Origin of the sequence: Hephaestia caeni (assembly GCF_003550065.1) — a bacterium.
Lineage (GTDB): Bacteria > Pseudomonadota > Alphaproteobacteria > Sphingomonadales > Sphingomonadaceae > Sphingomonas > Sphingomonas caeni_A.
This window is the reverse complement of the sequence record NZ_QXDC01000004.1, coordinates 211,045-229,312: the sequence shown is the minus strand read 5'-3', so window position 1 is coordinate 229,312 and position 18,268 is coordinate 211,045. Positions and strand designations below refer to the sequence as shown.

At 60.3% G+C, this 18,268-nt stretch carries 25 protein-coding genes; 7 read left to right on the top strand and 18 right to left on the bottom strand.

Annotated features, from left to right (window positions below; genetic code table 11):
* Positions 1–25: 25 nt before the first annotated feature.
* The 4 genes from kdpF to dapA form a co-directional block, all read right to left on the bottom strand.
* Positions 26–115, bottom strand: coding sequence for a K(+)-transporting ATPase subunit F (gene kdpF / locus DFR49_RS15595; RefSeq protein ID WP_114076011.1), 90 nt, complete (start codon positions 113–115; stop codon positions 26–28).
* A gap of 476 nt (positions 116–591) precedes the next feature.
* Positions 592–840 (bottom strand): hypothetical protein, encoded by a 249-nt coding sequence (locus tag DFR49_RS15590; RefSeq protein WP_003168933.1) that lies wholly within the window; start codon positions 838–840, stop codon positions 592–594.
* A gap of 54 nt (positions 841–894) precedes the next feature.
* A complete protein-coding gene (locus tag DFR49_RS15585) occupies positions 895–1,089 on the bottom strand; it encodes a hypothetical protein (protein WP_119036639.1) in 195 nt (64 codons plus the stop codon).
* Positions 1,090–1,271: 182 nt separating this feature from the next.
* A complete protein-coding gene (gene dapA / locus DFR49_RS15580) occupies positions 1,272–2,180 on the bottom strand; it encodes a 4-hydroxy-tetrahydrodipicolinate synthase (RefSeq protein WP_211325915.1) in 909 nt (302 codons plus the stop codon).
* Between the two features lie 239 nt (positions 2,181–2,419).
* On the opposite strand from dapA, the gene DFR49_RS22135 reads away from it, so the two are divergent.
* Positions 2,420–2,815, top strand: coding sequence for a hypothetical protein (locus tag DFR49_RS22135; protein ID WP_170984267.1), 396 nt, complete (start codon positions 2,420–2,422; stop codon positions 2,813–2,815).
* Positions 2,816–2,985: 170 nt separating this feature from the next.
* On the opposite strand, the gene DFR49_RS15570 is transcribed toward DFR49_RS22135, so the two are convergent.
* Positions 2,986–3,294 carry a hypothetical protein gene (locus DFR49_RS15570; RefSeq protein ID WP_003168941.1) on the bottom strand — a complete coding sequence of 103 codons (309 nt, stop codon included), beginning with the start codon at positions 3,292–3,294 and terminating at the stop codon, positions 2,986–2,988.
* 64 nt (positions 3,295–3,358) lie between these two features.
* On the bottom strand, positions 3,359–4,504 hold the full coding sequence (locus tag DFR49_RS15565; protein ID WP_119036638.1) for a porin: 1,146 nt from the start codon (positions 4,502–4,504) through the stop codon (positions 3,359–3,361).
* Between the two features lie 320 nt (positions 4,505–4,824).
* On the opposite strand from DFR49_RS15565, the gene DFR49_RS15560 reads away from it, so the two are divergent.
* The gene (locus DFR49_RS15560) at positions 4,825–5,601 is read left to right on the top strand and encodes a 2-keto-4-pentenoate hydratase (RefSeq protein ID WP_119036637.1); all 777 of its coding nucleotides are present in this window, start codon (positions 4,825–4,827) and stop codon (positions 5,599–5,601) included.
* A gap of 18 nt (positions 5,602–5,619) precedes the next feature.
* Here DFR49_RS15560 and DFR49_RS15555 read toward each other — a convergent pair whose 3' ends face one another.
* Positions 5,620–5,892 (bottom strand): hypothetical protein, encoded by a 273-nt coding sequence (locus tag DFR49_RS15555; protein WP_003168944.1) that lies wholly within the window; start codon positions 5,890–5,892, stop codon positions 5,620–5,622.
* Positions 5,893–6,524: 632 nt separating this feature from the next.
* On the opposite strand from DFR49_RS15555, the gene DFR49_RS15550 reads away from it, so the two are divergent.
* Entirely contained in the window at positions 6,525–7,889 is a 1,365-nt protein-coding gene (locus DFR49_RS15550) for a tyrosine-type recombinase/integrase (protein ID WP_119036636.1), read from the top strand.
* 26 nt (positions 7,890–7,915) lie between these two features.
* Positions 7,916–8,044 (top strand): hypothetical protein, encoded by a 129-nt coding sequence (locus tag DFR49_RS22395; protein ID WP_281271780.1) that lies wholly within the window; start codon positions 7,916–7,918, stop codon positions 8,042–8,044.
* A gap of 78 nt (positions 8,045–8,122) precedes the next feature.
* Here the strand turns inward: DFR49_RS22395 and DFR49_RS15540 are convergent, their stop codons facing one another.
* The 3 genes from DFR49_RS15540 to DFR49_RS22125 all read right to left on the bottom strand — a co-directional run bounded on the left by DFR49_RS15540 (position 8,123) and on the right by DFR49_RS22125 (position 9,423).
* A complete protein-coding gene (locus tag DFR49_RS15540) occupies positions 8,123–8,731 on the bottom strand; it encodes an NAD(P)-dependent oxidoreductase (protein ID WP_119036635.1) in 609 nt (202 codons plus the stop codon).
* A gap of 23 nt (positions 8,732–8,754) precedes the next feature.
* Positions 8,755–9,135, bottom strand: a complete 381-nt coding sequence (locus DFR49_RS22130; protein ID WP_211325914.1) for a hypothetical protein — start codon at positions 9,133–9,135, stop codon at positions 8,755–8,757.
* Between the two features lie 114 nt (positions 9,136–9,249).
* On the bottom strand, positions 9,250–9,423 hold the full coding sequence (locus DFR49_RS22125; RefSeq protein WP_211325913.1) for a thioredoxin domain-containing protein: 174 nt from the start codon (positions 9,421–9,423) through the stop codon (positions 9,250–9,252).
* Positions 9,424–9,521: 98 nt separating this feature from the next.
* Here DFR49_RS22125 and DFR49_RS15530 point away from each other — a divergent pair, with 98 nt between their 5' ends.
* Positions 9,522–10,400: a LysR family transcriptional regulator gene (locus DFR49_RS15530; RefSeq protein WP_119036634.1), complete on the top strand. Its 879-nt coding sequence runs from the start codon at positions 9,522–9,524 to the stop codon at positions 10,398–10,400.
* Between the two features lie 170 nt (positions 10,401–10,570).
* Here the strand turns inward: DFR49_RS15530 and DFR49_RS15525 are convergent, their stop codons facing one another.
* The 8 genes from DFR49_RS15525 to gcvA all read right to left on the bottom strand — a co-directional run bounded on the left by DFR49_RS15525 (position 10,571) and on the right by gcvA (position 15,932).
* Positions 10,571–10,747 carry a type 2 periplasmic-binding domain-containing protein gene (locus tag DFR49_RS15525; protein WP_245968596.1) on the bottom strand — a complete coding sequence of 59 codons (177 nt, stop codon included), beginning with the start codon at positions 10,745–10,747 and terminating at the stop codon, positions 10,571–10,573.
* Between the two features lie 246 nt (positions 10,748–10,993).
* Positions 10,994–11,137, bottom strand: coding sequence for a DUF2474 domain-containing protein (locus DFR49_RS15520; RefSeq protein ID WP_119036632.1), 144 nt, complete (start codon positions 11,135–11,137; stop codon positions 10,994–10,996).
* The gene (gene cydB, locus DFR49_RS15515; RefSeq protein ID WP_119036631.1) at positions 11,137–12,144 is read right to left on the bottom strand and encodes a cytochrome d ubiquinol oxidase subunit II; all 1,008 of its coding nucleotides are present in this window, start codon (positions 12,142–12,144) and stop codon (positions 11,137–11,139) included. Before cydB ends, DFR49_RS15520 begins: the two co-directional genes overlap by 1 nt.
* Positions 12,145–12,156: 12 nt before the next feature.
* Positions 12,157–13,572: a cytochrome ubiquinol oxidase subunit I gene (locus DFR49_RS15510; RefSeq protein ID WP_119036630.1), complete on the bottom strand. Its 1,416-nt coding sequence runs from the start codon at positions 13,570–13,572 to the stop codon at positions 12,157–12,159.
* A complete protein-coding gene (locus DFR49_RS22120; protein ID WP_211325912.1) occupies positions 13,560–13,832 on the bottom strand; it encodes a hypothetical protein in 273 nt (90 codons plus the stop codon). The genes DFR49_RS15510 and DFR49_RS22120 overlap by 13 nt, the downstream gene beginning before the upstream one ends.
* A gap of 11 nt (positions 13,833–13,843) precedes the next feature.
* Positions 13,844–14,380, bottom strand: coding sequence for a chromate transporter (locus DFR49_RS15500; RefSeq protein WP_119036629.1), 537 nt, complete (start codon positions 14,378–14,380; stop codon positions 13,844–13,846).
* Positions 14,367–14,948: a chromate transporter gene (locus DFR49_RS15495; protein ID WP_119036628.1), complete on the bottom strand. Its 582-nt coding sequence runs from the start codon at positions 14,946–14,948 to the stop codon at positions 14,367–14,369. Before DFR49_RS15495 ends, DFR49_RS15500 begins: the two co-directional genes overlap by 14 nt.
* Positions 14,949–14,966: 18 nt before the next feature.
* Entirely contained in the window at positions 14,967–15,932 is a 966-nt protein-coding gene (gcvA, locus tag DFR49_RS15490) for a transcriptional regulator GcvA (protein WP_119036627.1), read from the bottom strand.
* A gap of 381 nt (positions 15,933–16,313) precedes the next feature.
* Here gcvA and DFR49_RS15485 point away from each other — a divergent pair, with 381 nt between their 5' ends.
* Together DFR49_RS15485 and DFR49_RS15480 are read left to right on the top strand one after the other, a co-directional pair.
* The gene (locus tag DFR49_RS15485) at positions 16,314–16,745 is read left to right on the top strand and encodes a cupin domain-containing protein (RefSeq protein ID WP_119037240.1); all 432 of its coding nucleotides are present in this window, start codon (positions 16,314–16,316) and stop codon (positions 16,743–16,745) included.
* 29 nt (positions 16,746–16,774) lie between these two features.
* Positions 16,775–18,193, top strand: coding sequence for an efflux transporter outer membrane subunit (locus DFR49_RS15480; protein ID WP_119036626.1), 1,419 nt, complete (start codon positions 16,775–16,777; stop codon positions 18,191–18,193).
* Positions 18,194–18,268 lie beyond the last annotated feature (75 nt).

Here is an 18,268-nt window from a genome sequence, read left to right as displayed (position 1 = left end):
GTTTCTTTCCGAGCTGTTGCCTTGATCAGAACCGCTCGGGACGAGCGAGGGCGTAAAGCAGGTAGCCGGTGATAAACACCGCGACTGCTGCCCCAAGGAAATATTCCAAGATCATGTTGCCGCCTCCTGGGTCAGAGCTTTTCGCAAAGCTTGATGTATCCAAACATCAAGGCGAAGAATCCGAACCCTATCGCTAGTACAAGAACATCCATTGCTTTCGCCTCCGGCGCCGCTGTTGGTACAAATGGCCGCCCAGGATGGATCGTCCTGACCGGTCACAGGTTGAATTCTTCCAGCGCGCCCTTGCGTACGCACGGGTGCCGGAGGAGGAATTTGGCGGAAATATGGACGCGAACCGCATATAGGTTCGAGAGAGAACGGGGCCTCAAAAAATAGGAATCCAATAGTTATTTTGGCGGCGTGCATAAAAATTCCATAGGAATTTCTGCCAAACCGCCCATTGGCAAGCAAAAAGCCCGCCGACTCGGTAGAGGCGGCAGGCTTTGCTTATGTCAACGAGAAGAGTTACTTCTCCATCTCGCTCGTCACGGTAACGTCAGCGAGCGTGAGCGAGTCATCGATAGCAACCGGCTAGGCGGCGGCCCGGCGTCCAAACAGCGGGTCAAGGCTCAGGCGCTGGCTTTCGGCCATGCAGATCACAGCCCCTGGCGCGTTATTGGTTTCCTGACGGGCGAAGTGAATCGCCGCATCCTTGCTGACAAAGCAGCCGCCGACGAGGTTACGCTCATCGCGGACGGTCCAGCATCCTCGGTTGTCCTGGCCGACGAAAAAATGATTCAGAGGTTGGGGAGGCTCTTTCGGCTGAATGGCGCTTGCCATGGAAGATGATCCTGATTGTTCGTTGAAGAGTGAGCTGTGGACGTCGTTGGCGCGCTAGCCGGCCAACGCGGTGACTGTGGCGACAGCCGCAATCACGAGGGCCATCACGACTCCGAGCCGCAGGAACATTCCAACGTCGGCCATCGGCTCATCCGAGCGCACGGCAACCTTGGCTTCGCCATCCGTCCGCCCAGGGTTGGCCTTGTTCTGTTGTTGCATCGCATAGAAATAGTATGCGCGAGGGTGCATTGAAGAGATCCTTTCTCAGTATCGGCAGGCCATTCCACTCGTCGAGTCAAATGATGCCTTTTGCCGATACATTGAATTTAAAGATGTCGGGATTTGTTCTCCATTTCACGGATAGCCGGATTTCATAGTATTTTCATTGGAGAACACAGCAGCATCATGCTGTTCTTATAAGGGCGATCCGATCAGGCCGAGAGGGGGACGAGAGACCTCTCGGCGACCAAAGACGTATCGATCTCCAAGGAGTCGATCTCCGCCACGGCAGCGCGTATTCTTGCTGCGGTGCCTTCAGTGACCTCGACCAGCGGAAGGCGGACGGCGGGCGAGTATCCGCGCGCGCAATGCAACGCGAACTTGACCGGGCATGGGTTGCTTTCAAGCTCCAGCGCCTCGATCAGCGGGAAAAGATGGGCGTTGATGCGCCGAGCTTCCAGATAGGCACTCTTCCGCACCGCGCCGATCATCGCCGCTGTCAGCATCGGGGCGACGTTCGACACGACCGAAATGGCGCCGTCGCCGCCAGTCGCCATGAAAGCCAGCATGGATCGGTCATGGCCGGAAAGCTGCGTGAAACGATCGCCGAATCGGACGGCCATCGTGCTAGCCCGCGTCGGATCTCCGCTTGCGTCCTTGACGCCGACAAGACCGGGCAGGTGCGCAAGGCGGTCGAGCGTTTCGATCCTGATATCGACGGCCGTCCGGGAAGGCACGTTATAGATGATGATCGGCAGCTCGGCAGCTTGCGCGACGCTCTCGAAATGCCGGAACAGGCCCTCTTGACTCGGCCGACTATAGTAAGGCGTGACGACCAAAGCACCATCCGCGCCAAGGCGAGCCGCCTCGCGGGTCAACTCCACGGTACGCCGGGTGTCGTTGGTGCCCGAGCCGGCGATCACCGGCACACGGCCATTGGAGACCTCGACGCACAAGCGGATCACCGCCGCCCATTCCGGATGAGAGAGGGTCGGCGCCTCGCCCGTAGTGCCGCAGGCGACAAGCCCCTGTACGCCCTGGTCGATCTGCCAGTTGGCGAGTTCCGCCAAGGCGTCGAAAGCGATAGCCTCACCCCTGTACGGGGTGACAAGTGCGGTCATCAGACCGCCGAATAACGGAGGGTCGCCACTGGGTTTCATGCTGCCTCTTCTCCACGTTTCGAGAGTTCTTTTGGTCGGCGCTGGCGACGATCGAGGGAGCCCAGCAATGCGATCAGCATGGCAGCGGCCAGATCGTCGTGTCGGCCCACGCACCTGCGCAAATTGCCTCGATCGCTCCACGCCACGCGACAACGCCAACGATCTCCCGAGCGGCCCATCGACCAAGGATGCCGCGTTGGTTGCAGATGCGCTCCGAGTTCGAGAACCGCTTCAAGCAAGGCATTTGCTTCGAGCAGATCACGGAGCCGGCGGTGCCGTCGAAACTGCGACTGATCTTCGCGCTCCTCGATAATCCTCACAGCCAGCCAGATGTGGTGCTCCTTGAGGACCCGAGCCATCTCCAACTGCGTCCTCAGGCCTGGCAGCGCAGCCAGACGGCTTTCACCGATACCCGGCCTTGGATCGTCGGCTTGGAGATCTGGAGCCGCAGGGCGTGTCATGCCGCTCTCAGAAAAACTATGGCGACGACCTGCACCGCGGCACAGCTCGCAGCAAACATCAGAAGCAGGTATTCCGATCTACGGCGTCGCTCGCGTTTGCTGAACCTCGGTTTCGGTCGTGGCAACCTGGGGTGAGCAGGACGGCCCAAAAATCTGCATTCAGCCGCCATTTCTGAGCACCAGGTAGATGCTGGGGCCTGCGGCAGCAAGAACAGCGCAACCGGCGATCACCACCAGAGCGATGATCTCCACGGCGCAGCGGAAGACGTGTCGGGAGACTTGGCGCTTGCTTGGTACAGCCCGGCTCAATTTTCGCCCTCGCTCCCCATCTGACGCGGCTCGCGCCGCCGACTGAGGTTCATCATCTCCAGGCAGAAGCGACCGTCTGTCAGTTGAAGATAGAGGCGGTAGCAGCCGTAGCTCTCGCCTATCAGCCTTGCCGCACCGACCGCATCATTGCGCGTTGGGTGGCACCATTCGGAGTCTTCACCTTCAAGATGCACAGTCCAGCGATCATCATAGTTCCGATAGACCCAGAGAACGGGCAGGACCGGATACACAGTCGCTGTGGCTTGAGGAGCCTCCAATTTCGATATGATCTGTTCCAAACCCATGTTTCACCTAAGCTCGCAGTGCGTTTGCGGAGCCGGTGGCTCCGCATTTCCGCCCGCGCCCGTCCTAGAAAAGCACCCCGGCCTCAAACATCCCGCGTACCTGGTCGCGCTTGTCGAAGTTGGACCCAAAGCCGTAGCCTTCGGTGACCCGATCGATGCGGGTGTACGAAAGCTCGGTACGCGCGTAGAAGATCCCGCGCTGGTAGGTCGGCGTCACCGTCAGCGACCACGCCCTGCTTTTCGGCCCGTAGAGCAGATTGGTGGGGGCGCAGTCTGCGGCGACGCCGCAATCTCCTCCGCTTGAAGCGATGTACTCGGCACGTCCAGCGATCGAGAAATTCTCATTGATGGCATAGCGAGCGAGCAGCGCTCCGCCGAATGTTTCGGCCGAGCGATCAATACCGATGTCCCTGTTCGAGCGGGCCGTTGTGTATTGCAGATAGGGCTGGAGCGTCAGCGGGCCGTCGACATAGGTGTAGATCACATTGAAGATGCTGCTGTTGTTCTGCGCCAGTGGCGTCGCGGCGCCGGTCTTGCCGGACTCTGCAAAGTTGCCTGCGGCGACAAGCGTGATCGTGCTCGACGGCGTCGCCGCATAAGACACGAGACCGGATACCCAGTTGTAATCCCCTGAGTAGAAACCATCATTGACCGACACCGAGGCGTTGACCGGTCCATTGCTATAATTCACCTGAACACCGCGGCTGATCGCCGGCTCCTGGTTCCAGAGCAGGCCGCGCGCGATATTCATATTCTGGAAGGTGAAGGTCGATTCCGCGCCGATCAACGTCGGCAGCAAACCCGCCTGCACCGAGAAATTCGGCGACAGCTCGAGCTTGCCATAAGCAACCGGCACCGGCCCGTACAACTGATCGGTGACGTCGGTTGCGCGGGTGTAGGCCGAGCCCAAAGAAGGCAGCGAGTAGACACCGCCCTGGACGAAGAACGTCAAAGGCGCCCCGGTTGTCTGCACCTGAATTTGGGCATTGCCGATATCGACGAGGGGATCTGTCGTTCGCGGATCGACGCCGGGAATGCCGTTCGTCTGCGCATTCCCGATGCCTGTGAGCTGGCCGGTGATATGAAGGCGACCAAACAGGCCCGCATCCATGCTCATCGGATCGGGGTTCGGGCGCAGAGGGCCACCAAAGCTCGGCGCGCTCAGGGGTTCGGCCACTGCCTGGCCAAGACCAATCATCGAACCGGCCATGATCGCGACCGCGCCAACCGCGCTCCGGCAAAGCGTCTTCCGACGCTCCGACCCCGGTCTTGTTGGACGACCGGCCTCGGCTGTGGCCGTAGCGGCGGGTGCGAGGGACGGTTTAAGCGGCTTCATACCTTCAGGTCCTTCCGGTTTGGTGGGACCCTCAAGCTAGATAGAGCCGCATATTATTTCGACGGGAGCTCAGCCGCGCTGCGATAGTATTTTCATAAGAAAAAGCCCTGACAAAAATATACGTACCTATATAGTCGGATTTTTATTTGACTGAGCACGACTTTGCGCCCTCTCTCGCGCGGGAGTGTGCTTCTATGATTGACCAGAATCTCGACTATCTCGCTAACTTGCTTTGCCAAAACCGTCGGCAGGGAATTACCTCAGATATCCCGTTCGATCTGCTTCGAAGCGAGGATGACGCCTGGGCGGTGCAGTCAGCAGCAATCTCGGCCTTCGCCAATGACGCGGTAGGTTACGCCCTGATAGGCACTTGCCCCGCCATCCGCGGCACGCTTGGCCTTGCCAGTCCCATCTACTGCCCGATCCCTGTCGGAACAGTTCTTCAGGACTCCCACGGGCCGTTCCGGCTTCCCCAAGGCTTCATCGGGGCACAATGCGAAATCGTCTTTACGATAGGCGGTCCCTTGGGGGCGGACCATTGGCCCATCACTCGCGATCAATTTTGGAAGGCGATCCTGAGCTACCAACCGGCTATCGGTCTTGTCGGGCGACGTGGTCACCTGACTGGGCAACCACACCTGGCCGCCATTGCTGACTATGCGTTCCATGTTTCGACGATCGTCGACAAATATCATGAGCCAACAGGCCTGGAGGCTATGGACAGAATCGACATGCGAGCGTCGATCAACAACGTTCCAGTGTTTCAGTCGGCATCGGGAGAGGGGCTGGTTGATCCGATCAACTCTGCGCTCTGGCTCGTGAATGATCTGATCGCCAGAGGCAATTATCTCAGCGCCGGCGATATCGTAGCAACCGGATCGATCATCCCGATGCTGCTGCAAATCCTTCCTGGTCAGGAACTGAAGGTCGAGTTGTCAGGCGTTGGCGACGCATCCGCACGGTTTCTTTGAACCAACAGAAGCGGCCGATCAGACGGCCAACTGATGGCCACTGAAAATGTAGAGACCCAACGCCGTCGCCGCCAACCATAGAGCCTCATCCCAATAGGTGAACCTGGTCTTGCCGAATCGTTCGCCGCGATGAACTGCGTAAGCGACGGCCATTACGCCGTATATGCCGGTCCACAGCGCGAATGTGGCAAGGAAGTTTTCGCTCTTCAGAATGTAGGCGATTGCCGCAGCGACGACCAGCTTGATGCCATAGCGCCCAATGTGCTCTCGCGACTGCTCGTCTAACCGCATAACACGCCTGGATCGTTCGTTAGATCAGGCCGAAGACGAGGGACAGCCGGTAGCCGACATACCCAACGCCGATCGCGGTAATCGCCAGGACAAGCAGCAAGCCAAGCCCACCATTCCCTGGCTCTTTCTGAGGGCGCGGCGCCTCGTTCTGATTCTTCCGGACCCTACCATTTCCAGCCATTTGCGATGAGCGCTCCCTCGGCGCTCCAGTGCGCAGCTATTTCTAGGATGCTGCTGCATAGGAATTCGAGAGGGACCGTCCGCAAGCTGCATAAGCGGATTTTATTTCGGAGCTTGAGGTGCGTTGCTAGGTGAACTGGATCACGGGGTCAGGATCGAAAACCTTACTCCCCCGTTCCACTTCGATCTTGGGAACAGCGGCAGAAGTGTTCATGGTTCAGGTATGAAATGGCGCGCCCGACACGATTCGAACGTGTGGCCTCCACCTTCGGAGCTAGAACTACACCGCTACGAAAGGCTTGCCAGCTCAACGCTAGAGCACGCTAACATACTGTTTTAACAGTAGTTTCTTGACTATAAGGGTTCTCTGCGCTACTCCAATGACCCCCACAGTTTTCGATCCAGTGGTGAGTTTTTGGTGAGTTTTTTGAGCCCGCTCTAGCGAGGTGCATATGTCGAAACTTACGAAAACCGTCGTGGACAAGGCCGAGCCACGCGACAAGCAATATACCGTTTGGTGCGGTGAGCTAAAGGGCTTCGGCGTGTTCGTCCTGCCCTCCGGCACCCGGACCTACTTCGTCGATTACCGGAACGCCAACAATGTGCGACGCCGGATGAAGTTGGGCCGGCACGGTCAGATCACCGCCGAGCAGGCTCGCACGCTGGCCATTCAAGCCCTGGCGGATGTCTCCAAGGGCAACGACCCGCTCGAAGATCGGAACAGCGCGCGCAAGGCTATCTCGGTGAAGGAGCTGTGCGAGCTATACATTGCCGAACTCGATGCCGGCCGCATCCTCGGCAAGGGCGGGCGGCCGAAGAAGGCCAGCACCAAGATCACCGACCTCGGCCGGATCAACCGCCACATCATCCCGCTTCTGGGCAAGAAGCGCGTCACGCACGTCACCAAGGCGGACGTGACGGCCATGATGAAGGACATCATGGCGGGCAAGACGCGCGGGATCGAGAAGACCGAGAAGCTGCGCGGTAAGTCGATCGTGCGCGGCGGCATCGGCGTCGCCAGCCGCACCGTTGGCCTCCTGGGCGGCATTTTCACCTATGCGCGGGACGAGCTAGGCATCATTGACGTGAATCCAGCGCACGGCGTCCGCAAGCCCAAGGATGCGGTGCGATCGCGGCGCCTAAACGAGGACGAGTATCGCACGCTCGGTCTCATCCTAACCAAGGCCGCCGAAGACGAACGCTACACTCGCACCGTCGAGATGATCCGACAGATCGCCATGTCGGGCTGTCGCCGCAGTGAGATCATCAAGCTGCGCAAGGACGAACTCGACACCGCGGGAAGCTGCTTCAGGTTCGAGGATACGAAGGAGGGCCAGTCGGTCCGGCCGATGGGCTTGCCTGTTCTGGAGTATTTCGACGAACAGGATATGAGCAGCGACAGCCCCTATGTGTTTCCGGGCACGCGAAACAGCGACAAGCCGTTCGGCAGCTTCCCCCGGCATTGGGCGAAGATTTTTGCCGACACGGAGTTGGCCGACCTCACCGCGCATGTGCTGCGTCACAGCTTCGCCAGTATGGCGAATGATCTGGGCTTCACAGAGATCACCATCGCGGCGCTGCTCGGTCATGCGTCTGGGTCGGTCACAAGCCGGTACGTGCATACGCTTGATGCGGCGCTCGTCATGGCAGCGGATACGGTCTCTGGATATATCGATGCGCTGCTTAGCGGAGCGAAGCTATCCCATACGCACTACGCGCTCGATCGCAGCTCCAGAAAGGCGGCGCTGGTCCGCTTTCTGACGCCGCGCCCGGAAGCGCCGCCCCAACCGGAAGAACCGGAACGCCTCGCGGCCTGATGGACCTGGGCGATGCGGCGTGAGGCATGAGCGAGTTTGGCGAAGGCTATCGGGACGTTAGGGTATGCGGTTTCGAGCGCGACCGGGCGATGCTGCTGGCTGGCATAGAGAACGGCCAGCTCGACATCGCCATCATGATCGACGAGGCACCCTAGCCGAGACGCCCTTCGGCGCGCTCGCTTGGAAAGGTGCGGCGGACGAGCTGCCGCACACGATGTCTGAGATTTCAGGCTTTAGTAACCGACGGTGAAGCGCTGCCGGACGTGGGTCGGCGTTTCGATCTCGTCCACGAGCGCGACGGCAAAATCCTCGAAGGAAATGTTGCTGCCGTTCTCGTTGGCCAGGAGCTGGTCCTTGCCGAGGCGGAACCTTCCTGTGCGCTCGCCGGGCTCGAAGACGGCCGACGGCGCGAGGAAGGTCCAGTTCAGCGTGTCTTCGGCCTTGAGCTTGTCGAGGAAGTCCACGCCCGCCTGCGCCTCGACCTTGTAGATCTCGGGGAATTCCGGGGTATCGAGCAGCATCTTGCCAGGCGCCACTTCCAGGCCGCCGGCCCCGCCGACGACGTAATAGCGACGCACGCCGGAAGCCTTGACGGCAGCGATGAGCTTGTTCGCATCACTTGCGGAAAAGAGCACCGAGCTGATGACCAGATCATGGCCTTTCACAAGCTCGGCAAGCGCCTCCGTGGCTTCGATGTCGCCCGCAATCGCGGTGACGCCGGGAAGCGAAGCGACCCTGGCAGGGTCACGCGCAATGGCGGTGACGGTATGCCCGCGGTTCGAAAGCTCGGCCAGAATGCGCGAGCCGACCCGGCCGGAAGCGCCAATAAGAGCGATGTTCATGATTATATCCTTTCTGTTGAGAGTTATGCGGTGACGGTGAGGTCTTCGATCGCAGCAATCAGGCGGTCGGGACCGTGGTAAAGGATTTGGCCGTCGAGAGCGGTCGGCTTGCCGTCGATCACGGCCACCAGTTGGGGCACGCCACGGATGCCGAGCTGGTTCATGCGGCCCTGCGACGCTTCGATGCGGTCGAGCGTGCGCTGGCGCAGTTCGGCATCGCTGCGCAACCTGTCGGCAAAGTCTTCGGCCGTCAGATCGATCCCGTTCTCGCCGGCGACCGCAACGGCCACCTTCGCCACGTCTTCTTTCCTGGCCGTGTCGCGCCCGTCGATATAGCGGGCGATCTGCACGGCATGGAGGAAGGCGGGTTCGAGCTTTGCGTCGCGTTCGCCCAGCGCCTGCAACGCCAGCGTGGCGGGGGCGGAGCTGAACACCCCATCGGGGGCGAGCAGGACATTCTGGTGGTAGCGCTCGGTATATTGCTGGCCGGTCAGCGACTGGATCCGCTGGTCATTGCGCTAGGCGTGATCCGCCATCGAAGAGATGGGCCGGCCGTCAAAGAACAGCCCGGATGGCATCATGCTCAGTTGGCCGGAGTATTTGGCGGCGATCCCTTTGAGAGCCGGCGCGCTAGCGTAGCACCAGCCGCAGAAGGGATCGAAGAAATACTGGAGTTCAATGGTCTGGGTCATAGCGGTCTCCTTTTGTCGAAGACATATGTACTGTCGCGCAAAATGGAGATAAACAGCGTTATGATCGACAGAATGTTGCATGAAACGAGCGAATAGCCATGGACCGGATTACGGCCGCCCGCGTTTTTATCGAGACCGTTGAGCGCGGCAGCGCCACGGCGGCGGCCGAGGCGCTGGACATGTCGCGCGCCATGGCGTCCCGGTACATCGCCTCGATCGAGGACTGGTCGGGAACTCGGCTGCTGCACCGCACGACGCGCCGGCTCAGCCTGACCTCGGCCGGCGAGCGCGTCCTCGAACTATGCAAGGAAATGGTCCGCATCGCCGACACGGTCTCGGAGGTGGCGGCAGACGCCGCAACGCCTAGGGGCAGGTTGAGAGTGACTGCCCCGACCATCCTCGCTGACGCGCTTCTTGTCCCGTTGCTGGCGGAATTTGCGCGTGACTATCCCCGCATCAAAGTGGATGTGCTCATTTCCGACAGACCCGTGGATCTGGTGCAGGATCGGATCGACGTCGCCATCCGGATCGCCAACAATCTCGACCCGTCGCTTATCGGCAGGCGTTTGGGAACGTGCCAGTCGCAGCTTTACGCTGCGCCGGCCTATCTGGACGCCCGCGGGCGGCCGGTCAGTGTCGACGACCTGAGAGAGCATCAGTGCCTGACCTATACCAATCTGGGCGGCGCCGAATGGACACTCCAGGACGGGCACATCCAGGTCTCGATACCGGTGGCGGGCAGCTTCGAGACCAACGACACGGTGGCCCTGCGCCGCGCAGCGATCGCCGGCATGGGTATCGCGACGCTGCCGCGCTTCGCCGCCGAACACGACCTTCGCGATGGCAGGCTCGAAACGGTGCTTGCGCAATGGCAGCCTGAGACATTGGGCATCCACGCGCTCTATGTTTCCCGGCGTCATCTGCCGATGGCAGCGCGGGTTCTCATCGATTTCCTCGGGAAGAGCATTGAGACATAAGACGAGAAACAGGTGGGTCTGCTTTTCCGCACCAAGAGCGGGGGGTCTGTTTCCTAACCCCGACATGACCCCGATCGACTATTTCAATCATCCCGCTCCTCACCTCATCTGCTCGACATCGGAGATTGCGGACGGTCGGATGCTGACCCTTGAAGATCGGCGGCCTGAAATCATGCACGCCGAGCATTCCCGAATTCGCGCGCGGCTTGGATAAAGGCGCTGAAAGCGGCACGGGGATTTTTGCGGCCGGGATAATAGGGGCAAAGCGGGGCGACCGACGGCATCCAGTCTTCGAGAACGCGTTCGAGCCATCCGGCGGCAATGTCGTCGCCAATATCGGCTTCCATGAAGAAGCCAATGCCCGCGCCGTCGAGAACTGCAAGCCGAACCAGGCTCGACTTATTGAGGGTTCAGGCGCAAGCGTGCCACACACGCCTGTTTGCGTAGATGGCCGATTTTCCAACTCTGCCGCTTGGAAGCGGTCGGACAGGAATCCACCCCTGTGCTGCCATTCAGCCGCCGCTCCATTTGGGAGGGTCACGGAGGGCCATTGCGTGTAGACGTAGTTCCCCGTTTCGTCGTTCTCGGCCCGCCTACACGGTCAGTCCGGCCATGTTCATCAATAGCCGAAACAGGACCGCGACGATTGCCAGCACGCCGACGCTGGCGACCCAGATCAGCACGAGCCAGCCGATGCGGCGCGGCCAGAGCTTCTTGTCCCGCCTGTCGGACGACATCAGTGATAGCCCTCGCCGGGCTTCACCTTGCCGCGGAAGACGTAATAGGACCAGGCGGTGTAGACGAGGATGAAGGGGATGATGAGCAGGGCCCCGACCAGCGTGAAACCCATGCTTTGTGCCGGGCCGGCGGCATCCCAGATCGAGATGTCCGGCGGGATGATGTTGGGCCACAGGCTGATCCCGAACCCGGTATATCCAAGGAACAGCAGAAACAGCGCCAGGATGAATGGCGCGGCGTGACTCTCACGCTTCAGACTCCTCAGAAGTGCCCATGTCGCCAGAACGACCAGCACCGGCACCGGGGCGAAGAAGAAGAGGTTGGGCAAGGAGTACCAGCGGGCCGCGATGTCGGCATGGACGAAGGGTGTCCAGAGACTGACGATGGCGGTCGCTGCGAGGACGGCCAAGGTGATCGGCTTGCCCAGCGCGCGCATCCGCTGCTGCAACGCCCCTTCGGTTTTCATGACGAGCCAGGTTGCCCCGAGCAGCGCATAGCCGATGACCAGCGCGACGCCGGTGAACAGGCTGAATGGGGACAGCCAGTCGAGGAACCCGCCAGCATAGGCGTCCTTGCTGACCTCGAAACCGTTGATGAACCCGCCGAGCGCTAGCCCCTGCGAGAAGGTCGCGATATAGGATCCCCACATGAAGGCCTTGTCCCAGAACGGCTTGTGCGCCTCGTCCGCCTTGAACCGGAACTCGAACGCGACGCCGCGCCAGATCAGCCCGGCCAGCATCATCATCAGCGGCAGATAGAGCGCGCTCAGGATCACGGCATAGGCAAGCGGAAAGGCGGCGAGAAGCGCCGCGCCGCCAAGCACGAGCCATGTCTCGTTGCCGTCCCAGACCGGCGCCACGCTGTTGACCATGACATCCCGGTCCTCCCTGCCCTTCACGAAGGGGAACAGGATGCCGATGCCCAGGTCGAAGCCGTCCATGATGACGTACATCATCACCCCGAAGCCGATGATGATCGCCCAGATCAGAGGAAGATCGATACCCATGATATGTCCTCCTCAGTACGGCGACGGATCGATGTCGTCGGGTGCGGCCGAGAGCGGCCGCGCCGGACGTTGCGATTGGTCGAGGTCATGCGGGGGCGCTTCATCCTCGCCTGGATGCGGCCCTTTGGCGACGAGCTTGAGCATGTAGCTGATGCCGGTTCCGAACACGATCGCATACATGACGATGAAGACAATCAGCGTGGTCGAAAGCACCAGTGCCGAGTGGTTCGAGACCGCGTCCTTGGTGCGCATCACCCCATAGACGATCCAGGGCTGCCGACCGATCTCGGTGGTAAACCAACCGGCGAGGATGGCGATCAGGCCAGCCGGTCCCATCCACATGGCAAAGCGCAGGAAAAGCTTCGATCGGAACAATCCGCCGCGCCAGCGCAACCACAGGCTCCAGACGCCGAGCACCAGCATCAGCACGCCGAGCCCGACCATGATGCGAAAGCTCCAGAACACCACGAGCGAGTTCGGGCGGTCCTCGCGGGCGAATTCCTTGAGCCCCGGAAACTGGCCGTTCCACTCATGCGTGAGGATCAGGCTGCCGAGATGGGGTATCTCCACGGCGTAGCGCGTCGTCTCCGCTTCCATGTCGGGCATCCCGAACAGGATGAGCGGCACCCCCTCGCCGGGCGTGTTCTCCCAATGCCCCTCCATCGCCGCGATCTTGGCCGGTTGATACTTCAGTGTGTTCAGGCCGTGTATGTCGCCGATGAATATCTGGATCGGCGCGACGATGAGCAGCATCCACATCGCCATCGACAGCATCGTGCGCACGCGCGGCGTATCGTTGCCGCGCAGGAGATGCCAGGCCCCCGATGCACCGACGAAGAGCGCCGTCGCGAGGAAAGCGGCCACGGTCATATGGGCGAGGCGGTAGGGGAAGGAGGGATTGAAGATCACCTTGAACCAGTCGACCGGAATGACGACGCCGTTGATGATCTCATAACCCCGCGGGGTCTGCATCCAGCTGTTCGACGCCAAAATCCAGGTCGCCGAGATCAAGGTGCCGAGCGCCACCATGATGGTGGAGAAGAAATGGAGGCCCGGTCCGACCCTGTTCCAGCCGAACAGCATGACGCCCAGGAAGCCCGCTTCGAGAAAGAAGGCCGTCAACACCTCATAAGCGAGCAGCGGGCCGGTAATCGAGCCGGCGAAGGAGGAGAAATAGCTCCAGTTGGTGCCGAATTGATAGGCCATGACCAGGCCGGAAACGACGCCCATGGCGAAATTGACGGCGAAGATCTTCGACCAGAAATGGTAGAGGTCGCGATAGACCGTGTCTTTCTTCCACAGCCACAGCCCTTCGAGGACGGCGAGATAGCTGGCGAGCCCGATAGTGATCGCGGGAAAGATGATGTGGAAGGAGATGGTGAAGCCGAACTGAATGCGCGCCAATTCCAATGCGGTCAGTCCGAACATGCGATTCCCCTCTGCGCCTTACTCTCCGCGTCGGCATCAGCAACGATCGATAGCCCAGGTGGCAGCGTGAAAGCCACAGCGGGTTTGGGCTTGGCATCGACCGCGAGGCTGAAAATATCCGGGCGCGCATAATGGCCGACCACGTCGAGGTCGTATTTACCGCGCGCGATGACGCGGTCCAGTTCCGTCAGCTGGATTGTCTCGCCCGTGAAATCCGGTTCGACGAGCACATTGCCGAGCGGGTCGATGATGCAGGACATATCGGGCGGATTTAGGTGAGACTCTGGAGAACACCGAGGGCGTGAACATTAGTTGAAATAACGCCAGCAGCAAGAAGAATCCAAATTGTGTCAATGTTCGTCCTCAGAAGGAATGCAAAGCTAACCAAGGCGATCACTATATCGACAGGATTCGTAAGTGCATCTTTAGCGAGAGGGATGGCCGAAGCGACCAGAAGGCCCGCGCTTGCGGTTATGACAGCATCTAAGATTGAGCGCACACGCGGATTTTTCATCTTGCGCCCAACAAAATGGGTCATTGGAATGATAAGAAACGCAGGTGTAATCGTTGCCAGCCAACCAGTGATCGCGCCCGGAATGCCAGCGACGAAGTAGCCAACGCTGACAAAATATAATCCCACGGGTCCTGGCACGCCCCGCGTAATCATGACCGCTTCGTTCAACTGCGCGGCAGTGAGGACGTGGCTATGAATGACTAGGCTATCTTGGATTACTGGCAATGACGCAAGTCCAGAAAAAGCCGTCAAAGACCCTCGTAAGAATACGATATATAGTTCAAATAAATTCATCGGTATCCCGTGTAACGACTGCGCCTGTCAGTGCTGCTAGCAATAGAACGTCGAAAGCGGGGACACAAAAAAAGGTGTAAAGCACGAAGGCTGTAATCGCGATGATGACAACACGAGGCTTGGCGCGGCCGTGCAATTGGGAATGGGCGATCTCCCAACCGGCTTTGACGGTGATTGAAACTGCGGCGGCAATAGCGCCATGGATCGCGGGTTGAGCCCAAGGATTGTGCTGCAAATCACGGAATAATGCCGTCGCGGCAAAGATTATTAGGCTGCAAGGGATGGAGCCCGCCAACAATGCGATTACGGCACCGGGAATGCCGCGCAATGTCCAGCCTACGCCCGTTCCGAAAGCAAAGAGGTTCGTACCGGGCGCGAGCCGAGCCAAGATGAAAACAAGATTGAACTGATCATTGGTGAGCCAATGACGCTTATGGAATATCTCCCGGTACATGACCGCCACGCCGGCGCTTCCGCCCCCTAAAGTGAAATTGCCGTACCGGACGGAAACGTAAGCGATCTCTGCTAAGGAAGGTGGCTTAGAAGGTGGGGATTCGAGATTTTCCATTCGTACCCCTTCTGGAGATCACCGTGTAACCGCCGACATGGACTCTTTAAGGTGCGATGCAGCCGTAAGCGGTTGTGTCGAACTTAGCTTCTTATACGCTTGGCGTTGCAACTCTGCTTCACTGTGCAGCCACTCGCGGAACGCCAATAACGCTGGATCCTTCTTACGCATCGGCCGATAGGCCAGATACCAGTCTTCATATTTAAGCTCGCTGACAGGAAAGGGGGAAACCAGACGGCCTGCCGCCAGCGCGTCACTGACATACGGAAGTTGTGCGACGGCGATTCCTACTCCATCAAGAACGGCTTGAATTGCCATCGCGGAACTCTCGAACAGCACCTCATTGGCAGGCTGAATCGACGCATGCAGGCCTGCCGCTTGGAACCACCAAGTCCATTGTTCACGCAAATGAGCAACGACGATTAAGGTGGCACTGCTGAGATCGCTAGAGTGATGCAAGTCTGCCGCTAATGCTGGCGTGCAGACAGGTACCAATGTCGACGCGAAGAGTTCCTCGGCAGCATAGCCAGGCCAGTCGCCAGTGCCGCGCCGCACAGTGCATGTCCAATCGTCGCGCATAGGATGCATTGCACCGCCAGTAGAGACTCGCACCTCGACGTCGGGATGGTTGCGATTGAAATTCGTCAACCGCGGAATAAGCCAGTGCAAAGCAAAGGCGGGGGAAACTCCTACGGTGAGCACTGGCCCTGCCTGCATCACGGTCACCTGCTCGGTGAGTCGCGCGATCGCATCGAAGGCGTCTGTAAGGCCTGGCTGGAAAGCCCGACCCTGATCGGTAAATTCAAGCTTGTTCGCACGACGATGGAAAAGCCCGAACCCGAGCTGATTCTCCAGAAGTCGCACCATATGGCTCACGGCCGTTGACGTGACATTCAATTCCTCTGCTGCCGCCTTGAAGCTGCCATGCCTTCCAGCCGCTTCGAAGGCGCGCAAACCGTTCAAAGAGGGTAGTTGGCGATGCATTGAGACCCCTAATATATGTTGGGCTAACCGTGAGAAATTTGCGTTTGCTACCCACGCCTATCGGAGCAATCTTAAGCGCAGAGGCGGATAATTTCTATGCGTAAATTTGCTCCCGGTATCAAAATCGCCATTGGCTTGATTGCCGTTGCAATCATAGTGGTGGCCATTGCAAGCTTGGTTCCACGAGGACCCATGCACCACGGGTGGGACTGGCCTTGGCACGATTGGTGGCATTCTCAGACCGGCAGTGCAGTTGGCCTCAGCAGCAAGGTCCGATGATAGCGTAAGCTGGCGGGCAGCCACAGCCTGACCCGGCTATCCATCCAGCAACGAGCTCGCGCCATGCGGCTCTATGGTGGCCCGACGTGCGAGGAGCTTCAAATGACGACCATATCGAGCATCCCAAGAATCATGGTCGCGGCAATGGGCGCCTTGTGTATCCTTCAAGCAGCGCCGGCCGCGAGCCAGGTAAAGCATGGTGTGATACCGCACGCGCCGCTCCTGAAAACGCTCTTGCCCGGCACGGCGAACGTCGAGGTCGCGGTTTACGAGACGGAATATGCTCCCGGCGCGATCAATCCGCGACACCTCCATCCGGCGGCCGTCACCTTCTATGTCGTGTCAGGAACAGGTGTTTGGCAGGAGGAGGGGAAGCCCGCGGTAACGCTGCGCGCGGGCGACAGCTTGTATGTTCCTGCCGGCACGATCCATTCTCACTGGAATCCCAGCGCAACGAAGCCTCTACGATTCCTGGAGTTCATCGTAGCCGAGAAAGGGAAAGGGCGCTCTATTCCGGACCCCATAAAAAAGTGAGGTTCCATGGGCTCCAAGGGAGCGACTGCATGACCGCAGGCCTCCCCGCACTTCTCGCTCTCGCCGGGTGCAGCCTGGCGCCGGCCTATCACCGGCCTGATCCGGCCATCCCGCCATCATGGTCGGCTGGCGCACCAGACCTGCGAGCCGACGAAGCAGCGTTGCCGGCGGTCAGCTACCGCGAGATATTCCGCGATCCACATCTGCTAGCGATCATCGGCCAGGCACTGGCCAACAATCAGGACCTGCGCGTGGCACTCGCAAATGTTGCGGCGGCGCGCGCGCAATCGCGAGTGGCGCAAGCGCAGATACTGCCGCAGCTGGACGTCACCGCCGGTGCCGACGTCCGGCATGGCGAAGCGGGTGGCGCCAGCAACAACCTTCCCGGCAAGAGCTACGCGCTCGACGGCGGTCTCAGCGGCTTCGAAGTGGACCTGTTCGGGCGGTTGAGCAACCTGAGCACGGCCGCCTTCAATGAATATCTGGGGACCGAAGCAGCGCTGCGGTCGGCACGGCTGACCTTGGTGGCGCAGGTTGCCGCCACCTACTTGACCCTTGCCGCCGATCGCAGCCTGCTGGCCATCGCGGTTGATACGGAGGACAGTGCGACACGTAGCGTTGAACTCACCCGAGTGCGGTTGGCGGGTGGGCTCGCCCCGCGCACCGACCTGCGTCAGGCCGAGACCATTCTGTCGCAGGCGCAGTCGGACAAGGCGCAACTGACCACCCAGGTCGCGCAGGATCGCGCCGCGCTTGACCTGCTGGTCGGCGCGCCGGTCGCCGACGCGGACCTGCCGGCGGCGATCGAAACGGTCGAGGGGCTGCGGGCAGCGATACCGGCTGGGCTCGATTCGCGAATTCTGCTACGACGGCCCGACGTCGTCCAGGCGGAATATGCGCTGCGCGCCGCCAACGCCCGCATCGGTGCCGCCCGTGCCGCCTTTTTCCCAACCATCTCGCTGACCGCCGTCGCCGGACTAGCAAGCACCGCCTTGTCGGCGCTGTTCACCGGTGGCGCGTTCAATTGGCAGGTCGCCCCGCAAGCAACGCTGCCGATCTTCGACGGCGGTGCCAATCGCGGCAATCTGGCCTTTGCGAAGGCCGAGCGCGACGCGGCGACAGCCAAGTATCAGAAGGCGATCCAGACCGCGTTCAGCGATGTCGCCACCGCCCTCGCACGGCGCGCGACGATCGATGATCAATTGGCCGCCGATACCAGGCTTGAGGCCGCCGCCGCCGACACGCTGACCCTGGTCACCGCGCGTTACCAGCGCGGAATCGACACATACCTTGACCTTCTGGATGCTCAGCGGACGCTATATCAGGCACGCCGCACCGTCGCCAACACGCGGCTTGTGCGCGCCACCAACCTAGTTGCCGTCTACCGTGCGCTCGGCGGCGACCAGCTTGTCGACACCCTGCCTCCGCCGACCGGCAATGGCGGCTAAGCCGCCTCTCTTTTGGCTGCCCGACTGGCTTCGACACCGATGTCGGGGCGCCGGGCTGAGGCACAGCGGCAATGT